Below are 23,685 nucleotides of genomic sequence, written 5' to 3'. Positions count from 1 at the left end.
TTGTTTTTAATGATTTTGTTTTTGCATATTCTATATTAAAAATAAATAAAAATATTTTATTTTATCAGAAAAATAATTTACGTGCTAAATTTTACAAAAATAACATAAGAAAATTTATTTTTTTAAAACAAAATGAATGCTTTTCATTTGTAAAAATGAAAAATTTTTCTTTAAATAAAGAAGAATTTATAATTTCTAATAATAATTTTATTGGAGTTTTTAAAAAAAATAAATTTAAAATGTTTTATGTCGTAAAATCTAAAGATACTCTTTATTCTATTGGAAAAAAATCTGGTCATAGTTATTATGAATTGTCTAAATTTAATTTTATTAAAAAACCTTATAAAATTTTTGTAGGTCAAAAAATATGGATAGGTAATTTTTTAATAGATAAAAATAAATATAGTTGTTCAATTGCAAAACGAAATGAAAAAAAAACAAAAAACATTATTTCTTGTAAATTTTTATTTGAAAATTCTTTAAATATGTCAAATTTTTTAAAAAATGAGTTAAATAATTATGATACAAAATCTATGAAATTATGTTTTTTAAATAACAAGGATTTTAAAAAAAATAATTCTCGATTAAAAATACAATCTTCTATTTTTTCTAAAAATTGGAATTGGCCTGTAAATACTAAAAATATTCAATATTTTTACAATGTTAAATCAAAAAATAAAGAAATGGAAATTTCTGGCTTTAAAGGACAACCAATTTTCTCAGTAGCCGATGGTAAAGTAGTCTTTGTAACTGATTTATTTGAAAAATATGGACGATTAATTATCATTAAACATGATGAAGATTATCTTAGTATTTATGCTTTTAATGATTTAATTTTAGTAAAATTAGGAGATAAAGTACGTGCAAATCAAAAAATTTCTACAATGGGTTTATCAGAAAAAAAGTTAGTCCGTCTTTATTTTGAAATACGTTATAGAGGGGAATCAGTAAATCCATTAAGTATTTTACCAAAGATTAACAAAAAAAATAATTTTTATTAAAATTTAATTTTTTTAAATTTATTAACTAACTAATTAACTAACTAATATATACGTGTGTATAAGTACATGACAACTACAATATTTAAAGAATTTATTTTTGAAGCTGCACATTATTTACCTTATGTTTCTAAAGGACATAAATGTGGACGATTACATGGTCATTCTTTTTCAGTTCGTTTAGAATTAAAAGGAACAGTTAAAAAAGAAACTGGATGGATTATAGATTATTCTGATATTAAATTAAAATTTAAGCCTATTTATGATCAGTTAGATCATAATTTTCTAAATAAAATACCTGGATTAGAAAATCCAACTAGTGAAATTTTAGCGCGATGGATTTGGAATAATTTAAAATCTAAATTACCTTTATTAACTGCTGTAATTGTTAAAGAAACTTGTACATCTGGATGTATTTATAAAGGAAATTAAAAACAATTATAAACATTTATCTTATCAAGATATATTTGTGAATTTGTATAGAAAGTCGCCAATTTCTAATGATACATGTTTCGATGCAAATTTTCAATGATTCTTTGTTTTGACTAATCGGCTGTAAAAAAATATGACAGTTTTTTCGATTTTTTAATATTGATAATATTGCATCTAAATATGATAAATCTTCTTTTTTTAAAACTGGATATTTAATTTCATTTGCTCGTAATATTGAACTATACAATGTATTTTTATGTTTTTTAGGTGAAACTGTTACCCAGGTATTAAAAGAACAGCTAATTAATTTAGTACCACTTGTTTCGATTTGACAAGTAAATCCATTCTTTTCTAACCCATATGTAAGAAATGATAAATTATATATACATGGTTCTCCACCGGTGATGACTATATGTCTAGCTTTCCATTTTTGTTTTTTTATATTGAAAATTATTGTTTTAACGTCAATATAACTCCATGTTTTATTCGATATATTTTTTTTTATCAATTCTTCGATAGAAATTTTATTCGTATCAGAACATGTCCATGTATGTTTTGTATCACACCATTTGCAATGAACTGGACAACCTTGCAATCGAATAAAAATTGATGGTATTCCACTATAGTAACCTTCTCCTTGTATTGTTTGAAACATTTCATTCACTGGATAGTACATAAGTTTTCTCATTAATTAACATTTAAAAAAACAAGAAACAGGCATATTTTTTTAAAAAATACCTGATTCTTTTTTAGAGAATGATTTTTATTTTCTAGATTAGAATGCTGATGTAATTTCTTTTAATGCATGAAATGGTGCATTTTTTTTACCTAAAACTTCTTCAATTCTAATCAATTGATTATATTTTGCTGTTCTATCAGAACGACTCATTGAACCAGTTTTAATTTGTCCAGATGATGTTCCTACGGATAAATCAGCTATATATGCATCTTCAGTTTCACCGGATCGATGCGATATTATAACACTATAATTTGATTTTTTTGCCATATTTATTGCTTCAAGTGTTTCTGTTAATGTTCCAATTTGATTTAATTTAATTAAAATAGAATTTGCAATACCCTTTTTAATTCCTTTTTTTAAAATATTTTTATTAGTAACAAATAGATCATCTCCTACTAGTTGTATTTTTTTTCCTAATAGATTGGTTTGATATAAGAATCCATCCCAATCAGATTCATCTTGTCCATCTTCAATAGAAGAAATAGGATATTTATTGGATAATTTTTCTAAATAATGCGTGAATTCTTTTGAAGAAAAATTCTTTTTTTCTCCTCTTAGTTCATATGTTTTATTATTTTTATTATACAATTCAGATGCAGCACAATCTATTGCTAGTTGTATATCTGTTCCTATTTTATATTTAGTTTTTTGTATTGCATTTTGAATTAAATTTAAAGCTTCTTCATTAGATTTTAAATTAGGAGCATATCCTCCTTCATCTCCTACTGTTGTACTCATATTTTTTTCTTTTAGTAACAAACCTAACGCATGAAAAATTTCACATCCCATTCGTATAGCTTGTTTAATTGTTTTTGCACCTATTGGTTGAATCATAAATTCTTGAATATCAATGTTATTATTTGCATGTTTTCCACCATTAATAACATTAATCATCGGAAGAGGCATAGAAAAAATACCTGGAGTATTATTAATTTCTGCAATATGTTGATATAATGGCATACCTTTTGATAGAGCCGCTGCTTTAGCAACAGCTAAAGAAACAGATAAAATAGCATTGGCTCCTAATTTTGATTTGTTAATTGTACCATCTAAATCAATCATAGTATGGTCAATATCATGTTGATTTTTAGCATTTTTATTTTTTAAAATATTTGATATTTTTTCATTAACTAGTGTAACTGCTTTTTTAACTCCCATTCCAAAAAATCTATTTTTGTTTCTATCTCTTAGTTCTAAAGCTTCTAAAGAACCTGTTGAAGCTCCAGAAGGAGAAGAAGCTAAACCAACAAAACCTCCTTCTAAGTGTACTTCAGATTCTATAGTAGGATTGCCTCGTGAATCTATTATTTCACGAGCTATAACTTTTATAATTTTAGACATTTTTTACCTTAATATATTTAAAAATTTTATAATGAAGTTATTTTATATGTTGTTTTTTTATATTTTTTCGCCGATTTTATAAAATCTATAAATAGCGGATGTCCATCTCGTGGAGTGGAAGTAAACTCAGGATGAAATTGACATCCTAAAAACCATGGATGATTAGGTATTTCTATAATTTCTACCACATCATTTGTTTGAGAACGTCCTGTTACCTTTAATCCAGAAATTTCAATTTTTTTTAATAAAAAACTATTTACTTCATATCTATGTCTATGTCTTTCTATAATAGTATCTTTTTTGTATAATTTTCGAGACAAGCTATTTATACTTAATTTACATGGTTGACTTCCCAATCGCATAGTACCACCTAAATTAATACTGTCTTTTTTATTAAAATTGTTTTTATATATCTTTATATTCAAATCTTGAATCAAATCGATAATAGGATATTTACAATGAGGATCAAATTCTGTTGAATTTGCTTCTTTGATTCCTACAACATTTTGTGCAAATTCTATAATTGCTATTTGCATTCCTAAACAAATACCAAAATATGGAATATTATTCTCTCTTGCATATTTTATTGATAATAGCTTTCCTCTTATTCCCCGATCTCCGAAACCACCAGGTATTAAAATACCATCAAGATTCTTTAATAATTTAATATTATTAAGATCTATATTTTGAGAATCAATCAATTGTATATTGACTTTTATTTGATTTTTTAATCCAGCATGTTTAAGTGCTTCTATTACTGATTTATATGCATCGGGTAATTTTACATATTTTCCAATGATACCAATAATAATTGTGTCATGGGAATTGTTTTCTTCATAAATCACTTGTTCCCATTCTTTTAAATTAGCTTCTGGTACTTTTAACTTGAAATATTTACAAATATAATCGTCTAATTTTTGATTTTTTAGTAACTTTGGTATTTTGTATATAGAATTAACATCTTTTAAAGAGATTACAGCATTAACTGGAACATTGCAAAATAAAGCAATTTTTTTTCTTTCATTTATAGGAACTGTTTGTTCAGATCGACAAATGAGGATATCTGGTTGTATTCCTATTGAAAGTAATTCTTTTACAGAATGTTGAGTAGGTTTTGTTTTTATTTCACCTGCCGTAGTAATATATGGTACTAGCGTTAAATGTATATATATAACATTTTTACGACCTATATCTACCGCCATTTGACGAATTGCTTCTAAAAATGGAAGTGATTCAATATCTCCAACAGTACCACCAATTTCTACGATAACAATACTATTAGTTTTTGAACATAAAATAATTCTTTCTTTAATTGCATTAGTAATATGAGGAATTACTTGTATAGTAGCACCTAAATAATCACCTCTTCTTTCTTGTTGTAAAACTTGAGAGTAAATACTTCCTGTAGTAAAATTATTTAAATATGTCATTTTTGTATGAATAAAACGTTCATAGTGACCTAAATCTAAATCTGTTTCAGCACCATCTTCTGTGACGAATACCTCTCCATGTTGAGTAGGACTCATTGTGCCAGGATCTACATTGATATATGGATCTAATTTTATTATAGTTATTTTTAATTTTCGTGCTTTTAATATTGCCCCTAATGAAGCAGCTGCAATACCTTTTCCCAAAGATGATACGACTCCGCCAGTGATGAAAATATATTTTTTAGTCATTCTAAATATAAAATATTAGTTATATAAATGAGTGTTGAATTCAAAATCATAATTTTTTAGTGCAAAATATTTTATTACAAATTTGAACTGTAAAATACATTTCTTAAAAGATTTTTATTAAAACTGTTGATAATTTATATATGATTAAAATATTTAAACTAAATTAGTTTTTAATATTGATTTATATTTAATCTCTTCTATGAAAAGTATTGTCATATTTATTAAAAATCAATTTTATTATATACTCATACTAGTTTTTAATAGTATCTTTATTATTTTAATTTATTTTTCTGGATTCCATAAATCACGTAAACCAACAGTACGATTAAATACTAATTTATTTTTTTCAGAATCAATATTATCTAAGCAAAAATAACCAATTCTTTCAAATTGAAAAAATGTTTCTCCTATTTTTTTTATTATTTTCTTTCCTACTTTTTTTTCTATAAATCCCATTTTTATTATTAATGAATTTGGATTAATATACGAAATAAAATTTTTTTCTCTTTCCGGATTTTTTATATTGAATAAATGATTATAAATTCTAAATTCTGCTGGAAATACATTTTTTATGGAAATCCAGTGTATTACTGAAGGGTTTTTATTATTTTTTGATTTTTTTCCTAAAGTATTTATATCACAGTAACATGTAATTTGAATGATATTATCATATTTATCTTTTTCTATTTTTTCTGCTTTTATTACATAAGCATATCTTAAACGTATTTCTCCTCCAAGTTTTAATTTTTTATATTTTTTATTATATTTTTCTTTAAAATCTGATCTATCAATATATACTATATTAGTAAAAAGAATTTCATGAGTTCCTAGTTCTGGCTTTTTAGGATGATTAGGAACTGTAAATATTTCTCTATGATTTTCATCTAAATTATATAAAAATATTTTAATTGGTTCTAAAACGGCCATAGTGCGAATTGCTGTTTTATTTAATTCCTTTCTAATACAGTGTTCTAACATAGAAAATTCTATTAAACTATTTTGTTTAGTTATACCAATTTTTTCACAAAAACTTCTAATAGAAGATGGTGTGTATCCCTTTCTTTTTAAACCAGATAAAGTTGGTATACGAGGATCATCCCATCCTTTTATAACGTTTTTTTTAATTAATATTGATAATTTTCTTTTAGATAAAATACAAAATTCTAAGTTTAATCGAGAAAATTCATATTGTTTAGGATGCTTTTCTACACTAGTATTTTTTAAAATCCAATTATATAGAAATTTATTGTCTTGAAACTCTAATGTACATAATGAATGCGTAATTCCTTCAATAGAATCAGAAAGACAATGAGCAAAATCGTACATGGGATATATACACCATTCTTTTTTAGTTTGATGATGTTTAGTAAAAATTATTCTATATATAACTGGATCACGCATGATGATAAAAGGAGATTCCATATCAATTTTTGCACGCAAGCAGGCTTCTCCTTCAGAAAATTCTCCTTTTTTCATTTTTTGAAATAATTCTATATTTTCTTGAATGGTTCTATCTCTGTATGGACTATTTTTTCCTGGTTTTTTTAAAGTTCCTCTATACTCGCGTATTTGTTCTTTTGTTAATTGATCAACGTAAGCAAGACCTTTTTTGATTAATTCCTTTGCATACTTATATAATTTTGAAAAATATTCAGAAGAATAATGTATATTGTTATGCCATTTATAACCCAACCAGTTAATATCTTCTTGAATTGCATTAATATATTTGATATTTTCTTTTAATGGGTTTGTATCATCAAATCGAAGATTACATTTTCCATTATATATTTTTGCAAGCTCAAAATTTAAACATATTGATTTCGCATGACCAATATGAAGATATCCGTTTGGTTCAGGTGGAAACCGAGTGTGAAGTGATAATTTATCATCTTCTTTAAAGTCTTTATTTATAATTTGTCCAATAAAATTATTTTGATATTTTTTTGTTGTATTATTCATTTTATTCTCGCTAATTTTTATTTGTCTAAATATAAATTTATAGAAAATATTTTTGTTGATTATTCAATTGATATATTATAAAGTATAATAATCATTAGATAACTAAATATTTCATAGGCTACGTAGCTCAGTTGGTTAGAGCACAGCACTCATAACGCTGGGGTCATGGGTTCAAATCCCGTCGTAGCTACCATTTTTTTAGCGGGAGTGGCGAAATTGGTAGACGCACCAGATTTAGGTTCTGGCACCGAAAGGTTTGCGAGTTCAAATCTCGCCTCCCGTATATTTTAAAACATATAAATATTGGGGTATAGCCAAGAGGTTAAGGCACCGGTTTTTGATACCGGCATCCCTGGTTCGAATCCAGGTACCCCAGCCATTCTAAATATTATCTATTTTTAAACTCCTTTAAATAAACAATATTTTTTTAAAAATGTAAGTTTATAAGTTTATAATTTATAAATTGTGAATTTCTAATTAAATTATGCAAGATATTTTTTATTTTTTTAAAATAAGTTTTTTACATTATGAATTTAGTAGACAAATTAAAAAAAAAAGCAGCATGGGCTGCACTAGATTATATTCATCCTGGTGCTATTATTGGAGTTGGAACCGGGACGACTATTTTTTACTTTATTGAAGCATTGAGTACAATAAAAGATATAATATATGGAGCAGTATCTAGTTCTAATACTTCTACATCTTTGTTACAAAAACAAGGAATACAAGTTTTTAACTTAAAAAATTTTAATTCACTTACTATTTATTTTGATAGTGCTGATGAAATAAATCATCAGATGCAAATGATCAAGGGAGGAGGAGCGGCTTTAACTAGAGAAAAAATTATTGCTGCAATGTCAAAAAAATTTGTTTGTATCGTTGATAAATCAAAAATAGTGAATGTTCTTGGTAGATTCCCTTTGCCTATTGAAATTATTCCAATGGCTTTGTCGTACGTTTCTAAAGAAATAATAAAAATTGGAGGACAACCAAAATATCGAAAAAATATTATTACAGATAACGGTAATATTATAATAGATGTATATAATTTATGTATAAAAGATCCTATATCTATGGAAAAAAAAATTAATTCGTTACCTGGCGTTGTGACAGTAGGTTTATTTGCTAAAAGACGTGCTGATATTGCCTTGATTGGGACAAAAAGTGGAATTAAAGTAATTAGAAAAATGAAGTAAAATAATGTAACTATGTCAAAAAAATTTTTTAAAAATAGAAATGATATTCGTATGTATATACGAGTTATACGAAAATCTTTAAGTTTCAAAGAACAATATAATGCATCCATTCAAATTACAAAACTTGCATATACCTGTAAATTTATTTATAATTCTAAGAATATTGCTTTATTTTTACCATTTGATGGTGAAATAAATACATATCCTTTAATATTAAAATTATGGTTAAATAAAAAGAAAGTTTTTGTTCCTATAATACATCCTTATAAAAGAAAATTATTCTTCGCTCCTTTTTATTACAATTCTATTTTATATTATAATAAATATAATATATTAGAACCTTTTTTTAATGTTAAAGATATTATTTCAATATATTATCTAGATACAATAATTGTACCATTAGTAGCTTTTGATAAAACAGGCATGAGATTAGGAATGGGTGGAGGATTTTATGATACTTGTTTAAGAGACTGGAAAAATAATTTTTTTCCAGTAGGGTTTTCTTATGATTTTCAATTGATATCAACTATACCTAGAAAACCCTGGGACGTTTCTTTACCTATCATTTTAACTCCTAATAAAATATGGTATTTTTAAACAAATTTTAAATATCAGAATTAATGAAAGATTAGAGTATATTTTTTTTACATCATAAAATCACCAAACTTTATTTGTATTGCACTAATTGCTGCAATTGCAGCGGTTTCTGTTTTTAATATTCTAGGACCTAGTTTTATTGCAGTAAATCCGTATTCAACAATTTTTTTAATTTCATATTTTGAAAAACCACCTTCAGGACCAATAATTATTCGAATATATTTTTTAGATTGAGTTAATTGATTAATTGTTGTATAAGATGTTGGATGAAAAATAATTTTCATATCGTTTTTTTTATTTTTTTGGCACCATGAAAAAATATTTTCAGGAGTTTTTATTTTGGGAATAATATTACGATTACACTGTTGACATGTAGATATGATTATTTTGTTCCAACGCTGTATTTTATGAGATGTATTAAAAAACTTTTTCTGAATATTACAATATTCAGAAAATAAAGGAGTAATTTTATTAACACCCATTTGAATTGATTTTTCTATAATAGAATCAATTTTATCATGTTTGGAAATTACTTGTCCTAAATGAATATTAACTGGAGATTCAGTTTTTTTAAGTTGATTTTTAAAAATCTTAATTTGAATTTTTTCAATAGAAATAAATATTATTTTAGCTAAAAAAATATTATTAGTACCATTAAAAATTTCTATTACATCTTGATGTTTCATTCTTAATACATTTTTGATATAGTGTATATTATCTCTTGATAAAGAATAAATGTGATTTACATCTAAATTTTCTTTTATATAAATACGTGGAATATTATTTTTCATGATATTTAATACTATTATTTTTTAAGGATACATTTTTTATAAACATAATTATTATGATAGCCTTGTTTTTGAAATATTAATTTTTCTCTTTTACACTCCCATGTTGTTACAGGGAAATTTTTATCCCATTTTTTAAATAAATTTTTTTGTTTTTTAGATAAAGTAATTTTATATTTTTCACTCATATAAAAATAAGTTCTAGCTATTGCACCTCGAGCTCTTTCAGGTGGTTCAACTGTTTTTGTTTTAAAATCTATTTTCATTTTACACTTTCCATAATATTTTGGAATTGAGTTTTTTAGTTCATCATACATAAAATTGGAACGATCTGCATTTATTTCTCCAATCGCTGGTTGTAAATTATATAAATCAGATTCAATATATCGATATTTTTGATCATTTTTACATTTTTTACGACCTCCTTTTTTCCAACATGTTTTTTGATGTCCAAATTGCCATGCTGGTACTACATGTTCCCATTCAATTCGCATTGCTCGATTTTTATTTTTTCGGATTTTATATCCACAAGATGATAGAATAGGAATTCCTTTTTTTTGTTTCCAAATAATTTTACATCCACAGTAAAATGAACCCGGTGCATTTTGATGGATTTTAATTGCGTTGAGTTTTGCTTTATAAAAATTTTTGATATTTTTTTGTTTACTATTATTAAATTTTATTGAAAACAAAAAAAAAACATACTGATTAAAATCATTACTTTTTTTATCATTTTTTTATCTTTATTATTTTTTATATGATATGTTCTTAATAAGAAAATATATTTTTTATTTTTTTATTTATATAATTATATAATATATTTTTTATTTCTTAGCAATAAATATCAATATATTCTTTTAAATAAATTTTTAAAAAATAAAAATTAATTAAAATAAAAAATAAATATAATTAAATTTAATATAGTTTATATTTATCATTATATTTTTACATATTTTTCTGAGTTTAAAAAAATAATTATTACAATAATAAGGAAGCTTAAAATGAATGAATATCTTTTTACTTCTGAATCTGTTTCAGAAGGTCATCCAGACAAAATTGCTGATCAAATTTCTGATGCTTTACTTGATGAAATACTTAAACAAGATAAAAAAGCACGTGTTGCTTGTGAAACATACGTTAAAACAGGAATGGTTATAATTGGAGGAGAGATTACAACCACTGCATGGGTTGATGTAGAAGAAATTACTCGTAATACTATTAAAAATATTGGTTATATTGATTCTGATACAGGATTTAATGCTAATTCTTGTGCAGTATTAAGTACGATTGGAAAACAATCATTAGACATAAATAGAGGTGTAGATCGGATTAATCCATTAGATCAAGGAGCTGGAGATCAAGGTATTATATTTGGTTATGCTACCAACGAAACCGAGGTTTTAATGCCGGCACCTATTACTTATGCTCATCTTTTAATGAAAAAACAATCTGAATTAAGAAAAAACAAAATTTTACCTTGGTTAAAACCTGACGCTAAAAGTCAAGTAACATTTAAATATAATAATGGAAATATTCTAGGAATAGATACTGTAGTTTTCTCTACTCAGCATTTAGAAAATATTTCTCAAAATATTTTAAAGGATGCTATCATGGATGAAATAATAAAACCGGTATTACCAAAAAGATGGTTAACAAAAAACACTAAATTCTTTATTAATCCTACAGGTAGATTTGTTATAGGCGGTCCAGTAGCTGACTGTGGTTTAACAGGTCGTAAAATTATTGTTGATACATATGGTGGTATGTCTAGACATGGAGGAGGTGCTTTTTCTGGAAAAGATCCTTCAAAAGTAGATAGATCTGCTGCGTATGCAGCTAGATATGTAGCTAAAAACATTGTCGCAGCAGGTTTAGCTGATCGATGTGAAATTCAACTTTCATATGCTATTGGTGTAGCAGAACCTATTTCTATTATGATAGATACTTTTGGAACAGGAAAAATAAGCAATCAATCTTTAATTTCGTTAGTTCGTAATATTTTTGATTTACGTCCATATGGACTAATTAAAATGCTTAATCTTCTACAACCTATTTATCTCAAAACTGCAGTTTATGGTCATTTTGGAAGAGAAGGTTTTCCATGGGAAAAAATTGATAAGGTAAATGCATTATCTAGTTAGTGTGATTAAATATATTTTGATATTAAAAATTAAATATATTATTCTTTTAAGCATTAAACAGAATATGTGACGTAAAAAAACGGATTAATATTATTATCCTGTCCCATATTTTTGATGAGCATGATCTTTTTTATTTTTTTATATAATCTTCAAAAGATAATATATCTTCTTGTTCGATATTTTTTTGTTTTTGATGTGAATTTTTTACTTCTTCTTCTAAAAATTTTTTATAAAAGATTCGATCAGATCTTTCTATAAAAATTTTATGATATTTGTTTGATAATTCTAATCCAGTTTTTTTCGCACCGGTTTGAATAAAACGTTTTAAACATTGAGCTGAATAAGTTAATTCTGGATTTTTGAAAAATGAAATTATTTTTTTGCATGCTTTTTGGTATAAAAAATTATTTTCACTATTATCGAGTATATATGCTATTTTATTTAAATCTTTGAATATAGTTTCACCTATTTCAACTAGTGTTTTTTTTTCATTTTTTTGATTAATATAAATTTTTTGATTAGGCTTTCTTCCTTCAAAAATTATTTTCTCCCAATTTTTAGTTGTAAATAAAAAATCTGATTTATTCATCTTAGGTGCATCAATTAAAGCACACCAAATTAAAAATAAATCTAGTAATAATATTTGATTTTTATTTATTCCTATAGGAGAAAAAGGATTAATATCTAATGATCTTATTTCTACATATTCAATTCCTCTTGAATTTAGAGCTTCTATAAGTGTTTCACCATTACGTGTTGTTCTTTTAGGTCTTATTTGTGTATAAAGCTCATTTTCTAATTGTAAAATATTAGTGTTTAGCTGTTGAAAATTACCGTTTTTATCTTTTAATCCTATATCTACAAATTTTTTGTATGGTGTTGTTAAAGCTTTTTTTAGAGACTTGAGATATGAATTTAAATCATTAAACATGATGTTTAAATCTATTATTTTTGTACTAGTATATCCAATATCACTAATTCTCAGTGAGGTAGACCATGGTAAGTAAAATATATTTTCTTTATTTTTCTTAAATTGATATTTTTTTTTTGTATTTTGTAAAAAATGTGATGGTATGGCTGGGGATGATCCAAATAAATAAGGAATAATCCAACCGAATCGATAATAATTTCTAATCAAATTTAAATACCCTGATGAAACAACATCTTTTTGATTTTGTTCTTTAGAGTGCATCCAAAAATTCAACGGCAATGAAAAATTATAATGTACACCTGAAATAGTATTTATGAGATTACCATATCGATTTTTTAGACCTATTCGGTAAATATTTTTTTTTCTTCCAAGATTAGAAATTCCGTATTGAGCAATTTTAATATTTGTATCGTTATCATAACAATATGGCATGCTAAAAGGCCATATTCTTTCATTTTGTATTTTTAATGCGACAAAGGAATGAAGGTCTTTTAAAAAAGATATTAGATAATTTATGTTATTACTAGTTGGAGTAACAAATTCTAACAGATTTTCTGCAAAATCAGTAGTAATCCATTTATGTGTTAAAGGCGATCCAATTGATTTAGGATGCAAAGATTCAGAAAATTTTCCATTTTTTTTAATTCTTAAAGTTTCACGCTCAATTCCTCGAAAAATACCTTTTAAAATTCCTGGGTTTTTTTTTAACCAGGTAAGTTTTTTCGAGATATCTTGTATCAATTTATACTCCTGATTTAAATATTTAATTAATTATATGAAGATTTTAAAAATTATATTCTAGATAAGACATGTATTTTAAATTTTTTTATATATCAGAGATTTTAGATGTTTTATTTTTGCATCCGGAAGGATTCGAACCTCCGACCGCTCGGTTCGTAGCCGAGTACTCTATCCAACTGAGCTACGGATGCAAAAAATATGATGAATTTTATGAATTAAAAATTAATTACAAAATATCGGTGAGAGAGGGATTCGAACCCTCGATGCAAAATTTTTTACATACTCCCTTAGCAGGGGAGCGCCTTTAACCTCTCGGCCATCTCACCTAACTTTACTTTTTATATTTATTATTTTACTTTTTTTTGAATATAAGTCAAACATATTTTGCTAATTTCACATTGATATAAAATATAAAAAATGTGCATCTTACTTCAAAAGTAGTAAGATGCAGTATAAATTAACATTTTTTTTGTTGTTTTTTTTCAGTTTGAATACGTTGGTATATTTCTTCGCGATGTACGGAAACTTCTTTAGGGGCATTTACACCAATGCGAACTTGGTTACCTTTAACTCCTAGTACTGTTACAGTTATTTCATCTCCAATTATTAATGTTTCGCCAACTCGACGAGTGAGAATCAGCATTATTGTGCTCCTTAAAATATTTTAAAAGAGTGCGACTTTTCCACTCCATGGTGTTATGAATAATATAGGGTTAAAAGTAGACCAAAAATCTTGTAATCTATTACATTTAATATAAATATATTTGAATTAATAAATTGTATATTTTAAAAAATATTTTTGATCTGAGATAAATTTATTTAATCAAAAAATTAAAAAAATTTTTATTCTTTTTTGTTTTTTAATTGAGTATTAATCCATAATTGAATATGATTCAAAATCATAGGTAGTTGTTTTGTATTGATACCTCCTCCTTCAGCAATTTCTTTTTTCCCTCCACCGTTTCCATGTATTTTTTTCATAATTATATTCATAATACTTATTGCTGTTACATCATTAGTTAAATTTTCTGTAACTCCTATAATTATAGTAAAACGATTTTTAACAATATTTATTAAAATAACAATGGTTTTTTTTAATTCTTTTTTTAATTTGTCAACTATTATTCTTAATAGTTTATGTTCATAATTGTAAAAAATATTTGATATAAATTTTATTCCTTTTATATCATTAGCATGTTTAATTAATGTTTTTACATAATCTAAACTTTCTTGTTGTTGAAAATTAATTATTTTTTTTTCCAATTCTTTTGTTTGTTTTATTATTTGATGTATTTTTTCTTTTATATGATATTGATTACAATTTAATATAAGTGATATATCTTTTATATTATTATCTTTTTCATGTAAATAATCTATTGCTTTTTGTCCAGTTTTAGCTTCAATTCTTTTAATTCCTGATGAGATACTTGATTGGGAAGTAATTTTGAATAATCCAATATCTCCAGTTCTTTTTGTATGTGTTCCTCCACAAAGTTCTATAGAAAAATCATTGTTGATAAATACAACACGAACAATTGAATCATATTTATTTTCAAATAAACACATAGCATTCTTTTTTTTTGCTTCTTCTAAAGTTAACTTCTTAGTTTTAATTAGAATATTATCACGAATTTTCATATTAATAATATGTTCAATTTCTTGTATTTCAGATAGTTTTATAGGTTTAGAATAAGAAAAATCAAATCTTAAATATGTACTATTAACTAAAGAACCTTTTTGATGTACATTTTTACCAAATATTTTTCGTAATGTAGCGTGTAGTAAATGTGTAGCTGAATGATTTAGTTGAATAGAATGTCTATAATTTTTATCAATTTTAGTATATACATTATCATTGATTTGCATTTTTCCTAAAATAATTTTTCCAATATGTCCTATTGTATTGCCGTACTTTTTTGTATCTTCTACTATAAAACGTGAATTTTTATGATATAGTTCACCTATATCACCAACTTGTCCACCTGATTCTCCATAAAATGTTGTTGTATCAAGAAAAATGATTCCAGTTTCATTTATTAAAATTTCTTGAACAGCTTGATTTTTTACAAAAATGTGTTTTATTACAGATGCTGTTTTATGTTTTTTATATCCTTCAAATAAACATGTATCATTTATAATCACCGTATTACTATAATCTTTATGAAATTTATTTTTTATGTTAGATTGTTTTTTTTGTTTTTCTTTCAATAATTTGTAATTAATATAATCTATTTTTATATTTCTTTCACGACATATGTCAGCTGTTAAATCAATTGGAAATCCAAACGTATCATAAAGATAAAAAGCAGTTTCTCCTGATAATATTGTATTTTTTGTTTTCTTTAGTTCATGATTTAATATTTTTAAACCTTTATCAAGAGTTTGGTAAAATTGTATTTCTTCTGTTTTTAATATCTCTTCTATTTGTTCTTTTTTTTCTTTTAATATATTCGCACTAGTACCCATGACTTGTATTAAAACATCAACTAGCTTATAAAAAAATCTTTTTTTGATTCCAATTTTATGTCCATGTCTTAATGCTCTTCTAATAATTCTTCTTAAAACATAACCTCGATTTTCATTTGATGGTATAATATCTTCTGCAATGATGTAGGCACATGATCTAATATGATCAGCTATAATTTTTAAAGAAATATTATTTAAATCTTTTACACAACTAAATAAAGCAACTTTTTTAATTAATTCTTGAAATATATCGATATCATAATTAGAATTTACGTTTTGCAAAACAGCAGATATTCTTTCTAGACCCATTCCTGTATCTATAGACTTGTTTGGTAAAGAAACAATTTTTGTTTTAGAAATTCGATTAAATTCTATAAAAACAATATTCCAGATTTCAATAAAACGATCATTTTTATTTTCTAAAAATTCTACTGAATTTGTTATAGGTTTATCACCATAATCATAAAAAATTTCCGTAGATGGTCCACATGGACCAGTATCACTCATTTGCCAGAAATTATCTGAATTATATTTAGATTGATTTTTATCACCTATTTTTATAATTCGTTCAGTAGGTATTTGAATGATATTTGCCCATATTTCATATGTCTCATAATCATCTTTATATACTGAAATCCATAATTTATTTTTAGGTATATTAAACCAATTTTTTGATGTTAATAATTCCCAAGCATATTCGATTGCTTCTTTTTTAAAATAATCAGAAAAACTAAAATTTCCAAGCATCTCAAAAAATGTATGATGTTTAGAAGTATATCCTACATTGTCTAAATCGTTATGTTTACCGCCAGTTCTTAAGCAATGTTGAGCTGTTGCTATTCGAGGATAGCAAATTTTTTTTTGACCTAAAAAAAACTCTTTAAACTGATTCATACCTGCATTAGTAAATAATAAAGTAGAATCATTATGTGGTATTAATGAACTACTAGGAAGAATAACGTGTCCTTTTCTTTCAAAAAAATTTAAAAATTTTTGACGTATTTCGTTAGTTGTTTTATTCATAATTATTCTTTTTTTACTTTAAAAAAAAATGTTAGCTTATAATTAAATATTTTTTAAAAGTGTGAATTGATTTTTTAAGCAGTGTTTAAGGATATTATTTTTGATATTTTTTTTGCAGTGTCAAAAATGTTTAAAGCAAAAAAAGATTTTTGCATATATATAAGTGTTTTTCTTGCGGCTAGTGTATCTGGATATTTTTGAATGATTTCTTCTCCTCTATTTATTACAGCTATATATTGATGACATGAAAAATAAAACTTTAAAATTGCAAAATCATGTTCTGATAAACGACGTTTTATATAGATCATGTGCTTTTTGGCGTTAATAATATATGGACTTTTAGGAAAATAATATATCAAACTTTTTAATTGAAAAAATGCGTTAATCGCATGAATTGGATCACTTTTGCAATATTCAATAGGAAAGAATTTAAAAAATGTATTTTTATCCATAGCTAAACTAATTAAAGATTGTATATATAATATATAATCCATGTTTATATGGTTTGGATGATAGTGTATAAATTCCTGTATATTTTTTTGAGCCATATTAAAATTAAAATTTTTATAATATGCATAAATTAGATTAATTTGAATCTTATCACTATTAAAATTAGTAATATTATCATTTTTAATTGTTTCTAATATTTTTATTGCTTCATCAAATTTGTTTTCTTTGAGTTTTTGTCTTGATTTTTCATAAAGTATATGTGTTCTTATAAAGAAATAATTATTTGAAGATTTACAGTGTACTGTTAAGTTTAAACATATAATTATAAAAATAAATATAATTTTGTATTTTTTTTTCATAGGGATCTATTTGTTTTAAATTAATAAAATTTTTTTATTAAAAGTATTTATAATATAGTATTATCATAGAATAGCATTTTTTATAGTATTTATAGATTAAGTTTTTTATATATAAAAATATTTATTTATAGCAAGGATAATTTTTTTGAAAAAAATAGAATTAAAAGCAGTTGTATCTTGTATTTCCTTGACAGGAAAAAGATTAGATCAAGTGTTATCTAAATTATTTAAAGAATATTCTCGTTCTTATTTAAAGAAATTAATTCTTATTAATCAAGTATTTGTCAACAATAGTATAGTAAATCAACCTGATAAAAAAATATTAGGAGGTGAGATGATTGCTATACATGTTTCTTTAGAAAATATTGAATCGAATCTTCCAGAAAGAATTCATTTAAATGTTGTATATGAAGATAATGAAATACTAGTAATCAATAAACCTCCTGGTTTAGTTGTTCATCCAGGTGCTGGTAATAAAAACGGTACTATTGTTAATGCATTATTATATCATTATAAAAATGTTGAATATTTACCTCGAGCAGGAATTGTCCATCGTTTAGATAAAGACACTAGTGGATTAATGGTCATTGCAAAGACTTTTTATGCTTATAATTATCTATTAAAATTATTAAAAAAACGAGAAGTGTCTAGAGAATATCAAGGTATTGTTAGAGGCAATATGATTTCAGGTGGAACTATAAATATGCCTATAATGCGTCATAATAAAAAAAGAAAATGTATGATAGTACATTGTTTAGGAAAAAAATCGATTACACATTATAAAATAATTCGTCATTTTAAGTTTCATACACATATCTCAATAAGATTAGAGACAGGAAGAACACATCAAATTCGTGTCCATATGTTACATATTGGATATCCGTTGGTGGGAGATCCTATTTATAGTGGAGTGAATCGTTTTACAAATCATAAAAAATACAAAAATTCCAACAATAAGAAAGTATATTACTTTTCTCGTCAAGCACTACATGCGAGTCATCTTTCATTCTATCATCCTACTAATCGAAATTTAATGTCTTGGACAATACCTCTTCCTGAAGATATGAAAAATCTTATTTTACATTTGTAAAAATGTAATAATATAAAAAACTATTTTTTTTATAGTGTTTATTTTTAATAAAATGTATTATTTATTTTTATTTAAAACGTTAAAAAAATATTTTGTAAAATTTGTATAAGATTTATTGATTACTTATCTTGCATGTTTATTTTTTAATTTTATAAAAACATATACATTGTAAAAAATAAGGAGTTGACAATATTATGTTAGAAGATCCTATAAAAACAGATTTTTTAGTCATATCTACTAAAAATTCTCAAGACCAAGTTGTCAAAAAACCTTTTCGTACATTAGTGAAAAAATCTTTAAAATATTATTTATTAAATTTAAATGGAAAATGTGTAAATAATTTATATGAATTGATGTTAGCAGAATTAGAACAACCTTTATTAGATATAGTTATGCAGCATACTAGAGGAAATCAAACACGTGCAGCATTAATGATGGGAATTAATCGTAGCACGTTACGGAAAAAATTAAAAAAATATGGGATGAATTAATTATTTTTAAATGTTGTATTCGCTGCACTTTCTATTTTTATACAGAATTAATTTCTTAATAAGAGAGTGCAAAATATTTTATATTTTTAAGTTTAAATGTAAAAAATTTATTATTTTTTATTTTTTATTAATCTATTATATATTGTTTTTAATGCCCAAGTATAACCATCAATACCTAGTCCACTTATAACACCTTGAGAAATATCGGACAACCATGAATGAGAACGAAAATCTTCTCTAGAATAAATATTTGAAATATGCACTTCAATGAAAGGAATATTAACTCCAATTAATGCATCTCTAATTGCTATACTTGTATGTGTAAAAGCTGCTGGATTGATAATAATATAGTCAATTGTATTTTTTGACGAATGAATTTTATCAATTAGAATAGATTCTGCATTAGATTGTATGTGTTTTAAAACAATATTAAGTTTTTTAGATTCTATTTCTAATTTTTCTAACAAATCAGATAAACTTAAACTACCATAAATTTCAATTTCTCTAGTTCCTAAAAGATTTAAATTAGGTCCATTTATTACTAGTACATTTATTGTTTTTTTCATTATTTTATATCCAACCAAAATGAGATGTATTTTAAATTTTAAAAAAATAATTTTTGGAAAAATTATATTTATATTTCATATTTTATATTTTATATTTTATAATAAGTTTTTACAAGAATATTATAAATTTAAGTAGGTTGGAATGACATTTGAATTAGTTACTGAATCTCTATTAACTCGAAATAAAATCAATCATCAAGATCTTTTTGTTGCGTTAGAAGAATTATCCAATCGTAAAATAGATTATGGTGATCTTTATTTTCAATCTCATCTTTATGAATCTTGGTTTTTAGAGAATGGAATTATAAAAGAAGGAAACTATCATTCAGATCAAGGGGTGGGAGTAAGAGCTATTCAAGGAGAAACTACAGGATTTGCATATGCAGATCAAATATCAATAGACTCTTTAAGAAAAAGTACTAATATGGCTAATAGTATTATTTTTTCTAAAGGAAAAGGAAAAATAAAAACATTATCAAAAAAAAAGATAATACCATTTTATAGTAAAATTAATCCATTAACAACATTCTCTACTATAGAAAAAAATGATTTACTTTATAGAGCAAATCATATAGCTCGTAGTATTGATAATCGTGTTGTAGAAGTAAATGTTACTTTAACAGGTTCATATGAACAAGTTTTAATTGCATCAACTGATGGAAATTTAGCTTCTGATATAAGACCCTTAGTATATTGTTCTATTACTGTTTTAGTTGAAGATCATGGAAAAAGAGAGCATGGTAGAAGTGGAGGAAGTAGTCGTACTGACTATAATTTTTTTTTAAAAAAAGATGATATATCAAATGAAGTTAGAATTGATTATTGGTCTAAGGAAGCAGTTCGTATAGCTTTATTAAATTTATCTTCGAAAGAAGCACCATCAGGAATGTTTCCTGTAGTATTAGGATCCGGTTGGCCAGGAGTATTATTACATGAAGCAGTAGGACATGGTTTAGAAGGAGATTTTAATAGAAGAAGAACCTCAATTTTTACTGATATGATTGGAAAAAAAGTTGCTTCAGAATTATGTACAGTTATTGATGACGGAACAATATATGATCAACGTGGTTCATTAAGTATTGATGACGAGGGTACTCCAGGTCAATACAATGTTTTAATAGAAAAGGGAATATTAAAAAAATATATGCAAGATAAGCTTAATGCACGTTTAATGGGTACTAAATCTACTGGAAATGGTCGTCGTGAATCTTATTCTTGTTTACCTATGCCTCGTATGACGAACACTTATATGCTGTCTGGAAAATCAAAAACAGAAGATATAATTAAAAGTGTTGATTATGGAGTATACGCAGTCAATTTTTCTGGAGGTCAAGTTGACATTACTTCAGGAAAATTTGTTTTTTCTACCTCAGAAGCTTATTTAATAAAAAAAGGAAAAATTTCTACACCGATTAAAAATACAACTTTAATAGGATCAGGTATAGAAGTAATGCAAAAAGTATCAATGGTTGGAGATGATTTAAAAATGGATAACGGAATGGGTTTTTGTGGAAAAGATGGACAAAATATTCCAGTTGGAATTGGTCAACCATCTATTAAATTAGATAGCCTAACAATAGGTGGAACAAATTAACTTCTCAATTACAAGTTAGCTTACAATTTATAGAATTTTGAAAAAATAATGCAGTCAAGAAGCATATCGTGACTGCATATATACTATTAATATTTTTTACTTGATTCTCTCTCTGATACGAGCAGCTTTTCCAGTTCTATTTCTTAAGTAATATAGTTTTGCTTTTCTTACTAAACCTTTTCTTTTTACAAGAATTTCATCTATGCTATGAGAATGTGTTTGAAAAACACGTTCAATACCCTCTCCATTAGATATTTTACGTACAGTAAAAGATGAATTTAAATAACGATGTTTGATTGCTATAACAATTCCTTCAAATGATTGCAAACGTTTTTTGGAAGCTTCAATAACCCATACTTTAACTTCTACAGTATCACCAGGCCTAAAAATAGGTATATTATTTTTTATTTGTTTCTTTTCGATTTCACGAATAATATTTGTCATATATGTTCCTTTAAATTAGATGAATAAAGAAATAAACCATAGTAGTTTTATTTATCATATTTTTTTTTATATTCATCTAATAATGTTTTTTCTTCTTTTGTTAGTACTCTTTTTAGAAGATCAGGACGATTTATCAATGTTTTATATAATGATTGTTGTAACCGCCAAAAATGAATTTTTTTATGATTTCCAGATAATAATATTTCAGGAACTGATATATTGTTTATTCTTTTGGGTCTGGTATAATTAGGATAATCAAGTAAATTTTTAGAAAATGTTTCTTCTTTTATTGATGCTTTTTTTTTAATAACTCCTGGAATTAATCGAGCAATAGAATCAATCATAATCATCGCAGCTAATTCACCACCAGTAAGTATATAATCACCAATAGACCATTCTTCGTTTACATAATAATCAATAATTCTTTGATCTATTCCTTCATATCTACCACATATAAAAATAATTTTTTTTTTATCGATTAATTTTGATATATTACTCTGTTGAAATACTGTTCCTTGAGGAGATAAATAAATAATCGTTGCATTTTTCAATATAGACTTTGCATATTGAATGGATAAATATAGTGGCTCAAAACACATTAGCATACCTGGTCCTCCTCCATAAGGACGATCATCTATAGATTTATATTTATTTTTAGAAAAGTTTCTTGGATTAATAAAATCAATATTAATAATATTGTTACAAATTGCTTTTTTAGTTATTCCATAATCAGTAATTGCACGAAACATTTCTGGAAAAATTGTAATGATTTGAAACCATATTAATGCATTATCGTTGATTTTTTTCATTTATGTTGTTCTAATTAAATTCCATTCGACTATTATAATGTTGTTATTAATGTCTATTTTTTTTATTATTTTGTCATAAATAAAAGGTATTAGAATGTTTTTTTTATAGTTTTTTAATTCATTTTTAATTATCAAAATATCATTGCTTTTTGTTCTAATTAAATCAATTACTTTTCCTAAATATATTTTATTGATATTAAATACTTTGAGCTGAATAATTTGAAACCAGTAATATTCATTTTTTTTTAATATAGGTAATTGATGACTATTAATGATAATATCTGAATTAGTCATTTGCATTACTTCTGATCGATCAAAAACTCCCTTGATATGTATTATAAAATTTTTTTTATATTTTTTCCAATTATCAAGATGAATTTTCGTCCATGTTTCTTCTTTTAAAAAAAAACATGGAAAATAATTAAAAATTTTTTCTTGTTTTTCTAAAAAAGAAAAAATATTTATCCAACCTAGTATGCCGTAAGGTTTTCCTACTTTTCCTATTAATATTGGATTAATTAGTGGGTTTAACTTAGTTTTTATAATATTATTTTTTTTCATTGAATAATTTAATTATTTTTTTAGTTCTTTCTGACATTTGTGCACCTTGATTTTTCCAATAATTTAGACGATCTAAATTTAATTGAATTTTTTTAGATTTAATTTTTGCAATAGGGTCAAAATAACCAATACGTTCGATAAAACGACCGTCTCTAGAAAAGCGGCTATCAGCTACTACCATCTTATAAAAAGGACGTTTTTTTGTCCCATATCGAGATAAACGAATTTTTACCATTTTTGTTCTTCTTTAAAGTAAGTTATATTAAAATATTAATATTTTTAAATAAAAA

General features: G+C 24.8%; 23 protein-coding genes and 5 tRNA genes. 11 read left to right on the top strand and 17 right to left on the bottom strand.

What is annotated here, in order from left to right; all coding sequences use genetic code 11:
- On the top strand, positions 1 to 1,001 hold a 1,001-nt coding region (locus tag D9V70_RS02160; protein ID WP_158356290.1), incomplete at its 5' end, for a peptidoglycan DD-metalloendopeptidase family protein.
- Between the two features lie 66 nt (positions 1,002 to 1,067).
- Positions 1,068 to 1,430, top strand: a complete 363-nt coding sequence (queD, locus tag D9V70_RS02155; RefSeq protein WP_158356109.1) for a 6-carboxytetrahydropterin synthase QueD — start codon at positions 1,068 to 1,070, stop codon at positions 1,428 to 1,430.
- 16 nt (positions 1,431 to 1,446) lie between these two features.
- On the opposite strand, the gene queE is transcribed toward queD, so the two are convergent.
- The 4 genes from queE to glnS all read right to left on the bottom strand — a co-directional run bounded on the left by queE (position 1,447) and on the right by glnS (position 7,148).
- On the bottom strand, positions 1,447 to 2,106 hold the full coding sequence (gene queE, locus D9V70_RS02150) for a 7-carboxy-7-deazaguanine synthase QueE (RefSeq protein ID WP_158356108.1): 660 nt from the start codon (positions 2,104 to 2,106) through the stop codon (positions 1,447 to 1,449).
- A 99-nt stretch (positions 2,107 to 2,205) separates the two neighbouring features.
- A complete protein-coding gene (gene eno / locus D9V70_RS02145) occupies positions 2,206 to 3,510 on the bottom strand; it encodes a phosphopyruvate hydratase (RefSeq protein WP_158356107.1) in 1,305 nt (434 codons plus the stop codon).
- Positions 3,511 to 3,536: 26 nt separating this feature from the next.
- Positions 3,537 to 5,189: a CTP synthase gene (locus D9V70_RS02140; protein ID WP_158356106.1), complete on the bottom strand. Its 1,653-nt coding sequence runs from the start codon at positions 5,187 to 5,189 to the stop codon at positions 3,537 to 3,539.
- A 282-nt stretch (positions 5,190 to 5,471) separates the two neighbouring features.
- Complete coding sequence (glnS, locus tag D9V70_RS02135; protein WP_158356105.1) at positions 5,472 to 7,148, bottom strand: glutamine--tRNA ligase; 1,677 nt, start codon at positions 7,146 to 7,148, stop codon at positions 5,472 to 5,474.
- A 116-nt stretch (positions 7,149 to 7,264) separates the two neighbouring features.
- Between glnS and D9V70_RS02130 the strand changes: the two genes are divergently transcribed.
- From D9V70_RS02130 to D9V70_RS02110, 5 genes are all read left to right on the top strand, one after another.
- A tRNA-Met gene (locus D9V70_RS02130) sits at positions 7,265 to 7,341 on the top strand.
- A gap of 8 nt (positions 7,342 to 7,349) precedes the next feature.
- Positions 7,350 to 7,431: transfer RNA gene (locus tag D9V70_RS02125), tRNA-Leu, on the top strand.
- Between the two features lie 21 nt (positions 7,432 to 7,452).
- A tRNA-Gln gene (locus tag D9V70_RS02120) sits at positions 7,453 to 7,527 on the top strand.
- Positions 7,528 to 7,675: 148 nt separating this feature from the next.
- Positions 7,676 to 8,344 (top strand): ribose-5-phosphate isomerase RpiA, encoded by a 669-nt coding sequence (gene rpiA, locus D9V70_RS02115; protein ID WP_158356104.1) that lies wholly within the window; start codon positions 7,676 to 7,678, stop codon positions 8,342 to 8,344.
- Positions 8,345 to 8,356: 12 nt separating this feature from the next.
- A complete protein-coding gene (locus D9V70_RS02110; RefSeq protein WP_158356103.1) occupies positions 8,357 to 8,941 on the top strand; it encodes a 5-formyltetrahydrofolate cyclo-ligase in 585 nt (194 codons plus the stop codon).
- Positions 8,942 to 8,988: 47 nt separating this feature from the next.
- Here the strand turns inward: D9V70_RS02110 and D9V70_RS02105 are convergent, their stop codons facing one another.
- Both D9V70_RS02105 and D9V70_RS02100 read right to left on the bottom strand, forming a co-directional pair.
- A complete protein-coding gene (locus tag D9V70_RS02105; RefSeq protein WP_158356102.1) occupies positions 8,989 to 9,732 on the bottom strand; it encodes a 16S rRNA (uracil(1498)-N(3))-methyltransferase in 744 nt (247 codons plus the stop codon).
- Positions 9,733 to 9,746: 14 nt separating this feature from the next.
- Positions 9,747 to 10,421, bottom strand: a complete 675-nt coding sequence (locus D9V70_RS02100) for an endonuclease (RefSeq protein WP_158356101.1) — start codon at positions 10,419 to 10,421, stop codon at positions 9,747 to 9,749.
- A gap of 309 nt (positions 10,422 to 10,730) precedes the next feature.
- On the opposite strand from D9V70_RS02100, the gene metK reads away from it, so the two are divergent.
- Positions 10,731 to 11,870: a methionine adenosyltransferase gene (gene metK / locus D9V70_RS02095; protein WP_158356100.1), complete on the top strand. Its 1,140-nt coding sequence runs from the start codon at positions 10,731 to 10,733 to the stop codon at positions 11,868 to 11,870.
- 130 nt (positions 11,871 to 12,000) lie between these two features.
- Here the strand turns inward: metK and gshA are convergent, their stop codons facing one another.
- From gshA to D9V70_RS02065, 6 genes are all read right to left on the bottom strand, one after another.
- Positions 12,001 to 13,542, bottom strand: a complete 1,542-nt coding sequence (gene gshA / locus D9V70_RS02090; RefSeq protein WP_158356099.1) for a glutamate--cysteine ligase — start codon at positions 13,540 to 13,542, stop codon at positions 12,001 to 12,003.
- A gap of 117 nt (positions 13,543 to 13,659) precedes the next feature.
- Positions 13,660 to 13,733 (bottom strand) — tRNA-Arg (locus D9V70_RS02085).
- A 46-nt stretch (positions 13,734 to 13,779) separates the two neighbouring features.
- Positions 13,780 to 13,868: transfer RNA gene (locus D9V70_RS02080), tRNA-Ser, on the bottom strand.
- 131 nt (positions 13,869 to 13,999) lie between these two features.
- A complete protein-coding gene (csrA, locus tag D9V70_RS02075) occupies positions 14,000 to 14,185 on the bottom strand; it encodes a carbon storage regulator CsrA (protein ID WP_158356098.1) in 186 nt (61 codons plus the stop codon).
- A 200-nt stretch (positions 14,186 to 14,385) separates the two neighbouring features.
- Positions 14,386 to 17,031 (bottom strand): alanine--tRNA ligase, encoded by a 2,646-nt coding sequence (gene alaS, locus D9V70_RS02070; RefSeq protein ID WP_158356097.1) that lies wholly within the window; start codon positions 17,029 to 17,031, stop codon positions 14,386 to 14,388.
- Between the two features lie 74 nt (positions 17,032 to 17,105).
- A complete protein-coding gene (locus D9V70_RS02065; protein ID WP_158356096.1) occupies positions 17,106 to 17,840 on the bottom strand; it encodes an outer membrane protein assembly factor BamD in 735 nt (244 codons plus the stop codon).
- Between the two features lie 145 nt (positions 17,841 to 17,985).
- Between D9V70_RS02065 and rluD the strand changes: the two genes are divergently transcribed.
- Together rluD and fis are read left to right on the top strand one after the other, a co-directional pair.
- On the top strand, positions 17,986 to 18,930 hold the full coding sequence (gene rluD / locus D9V70_RS02060) for a 23S rRNA pseudouridine(1911/1915/1917) synthase RluD (RefSeq protein WP_158356095.1): 945 nt from the start codon (positions 17,986 to 17,988) through the stop codon (positions 18,928 to 18,930).
- A 194-nt stretch (positions 18,931 to 19,124) separates the two neighbouring features.
- On the top strand, positions 19,125 to 19,421 hold the full coding sequence (fis, locus tag D9V70_RS02055; protein ID WP_158356094.1) for a DNA-binding transcriptional regulator Fis: 297 nt from the start codon (positions 19,125 to 19,127) through the stop codon (positions 19,419 to 19,421).
- A gap of 110 nt (positions 19,422 to 19,531) precedes the next feature.
- Here fis and aroQ read toward each other — a convergent pair whose 3' ends face one another.
- A complete protein-coding gene (gene aroQ / locus D9V70_RS02050; protein ID WP_158356093.1) occupies positions 19,532 to 19,987 on the bottom strand; it encodes a type II 3-dehydroquinate dehydratase in 456 nt (151 codons plus the stop codon).
- Between the two features lie 142 nt (positions 19,988 to 20,129).
- Here aroQ and tldD point away from each other — a divergent pair, with 142 nt between their 5' ends.
- On the top strand, positions 20,130 to 21,581 hold the full coding sequence (gene tldD, locus D9V70_RS02045) for a metalloprotease TldD (protein WP_158356092.1): 1,452 nt from the start codon (positions 20,130 to 20,132) through the stop codon (positions 21,579 to 21,581).
- 96 nt (positions 21,582 to 21,677) lie between these two features.
- Here the strand turns inward: tldD and rplS are convergent, their stop codons facing one another.
- Genes rplS through rpsP form a run of 4 tightly spaced genes read right to left on the bottom strand, consistent with a single transcriptional unit; the run spans position 21,678 to position 23,630 of the window.
- Positions 21,678 to 22,025, bottom strand: coding sequence for a 50S ribosomal protein L19 (rplS, locus tag D9V70_RS02040; protein ID WP_158356091.1), 348 nt, complete (start codon positions 22,023 to 22,025; stop codon positions 21,678 to 21,680).
- A 47-nt stretch (positions 22,026 to 22,072) separates the two neighbouring features.
- Positions 22,073 to 22,834 carry a tRNA (guanosine(37)-N1)-methyltransferase TrmD gene (gene trmD, locus D9V70_RS02035; RefSeq protein ID WP_158356090.1) on the bottom strand — a complete coding sequence of 254 codons (762 nt, stop codon included), beginning with the start codon at positions 22,832 to 22,834 and terminating at the stop codon, positions 22,073 to 22,075.
- Positions 22,835 to 23,380: a ribosome maturation factor RimM gene (gene rimM / locus D9V70_RS02030; protein WP_158356289.1), complete on the bottom strand. Its 546-nt coding sequence runs from the start codon at positions 23,378 to 23,380 to the stop codon at positions 22,835 to 22,837.
- Between the two features lies 1 nt (position 23,381).
- Complete coding sequence (rpsP, locus tag D9V70_RS02025) at positions 23,382 to 23,630, bottom strand: 30S ribosomal protein S16 (protein WP_158356089.1); 249 nt, start codon at positions 23,628 to 23,630, stop codon at positions 23,382 to 23,384.
- Between the last annotated feature and the right edge of the window lie 55 nt (positions 23,631 to 23,685).

The organism is Buchnera aphidicola (Lipaphis pseudobrassicae) (genome assembly GCF_005081185.1).
In the GTDB taxonomy this organism is placed as follows: Bacteria; Pseudomonadota; Gammaproteobacteria; order Enterobacterales; family Enterobacteriaceae; genus Buchnera; species Buchnera aphidicola_AD.
Note: the sequence above shows the minus strand (reverse complement) of the source record. Positions and strands in the feature narration are given on the sequence as shown.

Bases quoted from the DNA above. Each gene is read 5' to 3' on its own strand.
- fis (WP_158356094.1), top strand. From the start codon at position 19,125: ATGTTAGAAGATCCTATAAAAACAGATTTTTTAGTCATATCTACTAAA.
- queE (WP_158356108.1), bottom strand. From the start codon at position 2,106: ATGTACTATCCAGTGAATGAAATGTTTCAAACAATACAAGGAGAAGGT.
- rplS (WP_158356091.1), bottom strand. From the start codon at position 22,025: ATGACAAATATTATTCGTGAAATCGAAAAGAAACAAATAAAAAATAAT.
- glnS (WP_158356105.1), bottom strand. From the start codon at position 7,148: ATGAATAATACAACAAAAAAATATCAAAATAATTTTATTGGACAAATT.
- tldD (WP_158356092.1), top strand. From the start codon at position 20,130: ATGACATTTGAATTAGTTACTGAATCTCTATTAACTCGAAATAAAATC.
- trmD (WP_158356090.1), bottom strand. From the start codon at position 22,834: ATGAAAAAAATCAACGATAATGCATTAATATGGTTTCAAATCATTACA.
- csrA (WP_158356098.1), bottom strand. From the start codon at position 14,185: ATGCTGATTCTCACTCGTCGAGTTGGCGAAACATTAATAATTGGAGAT.
- D9V70_RS02110 (WP_158356103.1), top strand. From the start codon at position 8,357: ATGTCAAAAAAATTTTTTAAAAATAGAAATGATATTCGTATGTATATA.
- rpiA (WP_158356104.1), top strand. From the start codon at position 7,676: ATGAATTTAGTAGACAAATTAAAAAAAAAAGCAGCATGGGCTGCACTA.
- queD (WP_158356109.1), top strand. From the start codon at position 1,068: ATGACAACTACAATATTTAAAGAATTTATTTTTGAAGCTGCACATTAT.
- rpsP (WP_158356089.1), bottom strand. From the start codon at position 23,630: ATGGTAAAAATTCGTTTATCTCGATATGGGACAAAAAAACGTCCTTTT.
- alaS (WP_158356097.1), bottom strand. From the start codon at position 17,031: ATGAATAAAACAACTAACGAAATACGTCAAAAATTTTTAAATTTTTTT.
- aroQ (WP_158356093.1), bottom strand. From the start codon at position 19,987: ATGAAAAAAACAATAAATGTACTAGTAATAAATGGACCTAATTTAAAT.
- D9V70_RS02065 (WP_158356096.1), bottom strand. From the start codon at position 17,840: ATGAAAAAAAAATACAAAATTATATTTATTTTTATAATTATATGTTTA.
- D9V70_RS02140 (WP_158356106.1), bottom strand. From the start codon at position 5,189: ATGACTAAAAAATATATTTTCATCACTGGCGGAGTCGTATCATCTTTG.
- metK (WP_158356100.1), top strand. From the start codon at position 10,731: ATGAATGAATATCTTTTTACTTCTGAATCTGTTTCAGAAGGTCATCCA.
- D9V70_RS02105 (WP_158356102.1), bottom strand. From the start codon at position 9,732: ATGAAAAATAATATTCCACGTATTTATATAAAAGAAAATTTAGATGTA.
- eno (WP_158356107.1), bottom strand. From the start codon at position 3,510: ATGTCTAAAATTATAAAAGTTATAGCTCGTGAAATAATAGATTCACGA.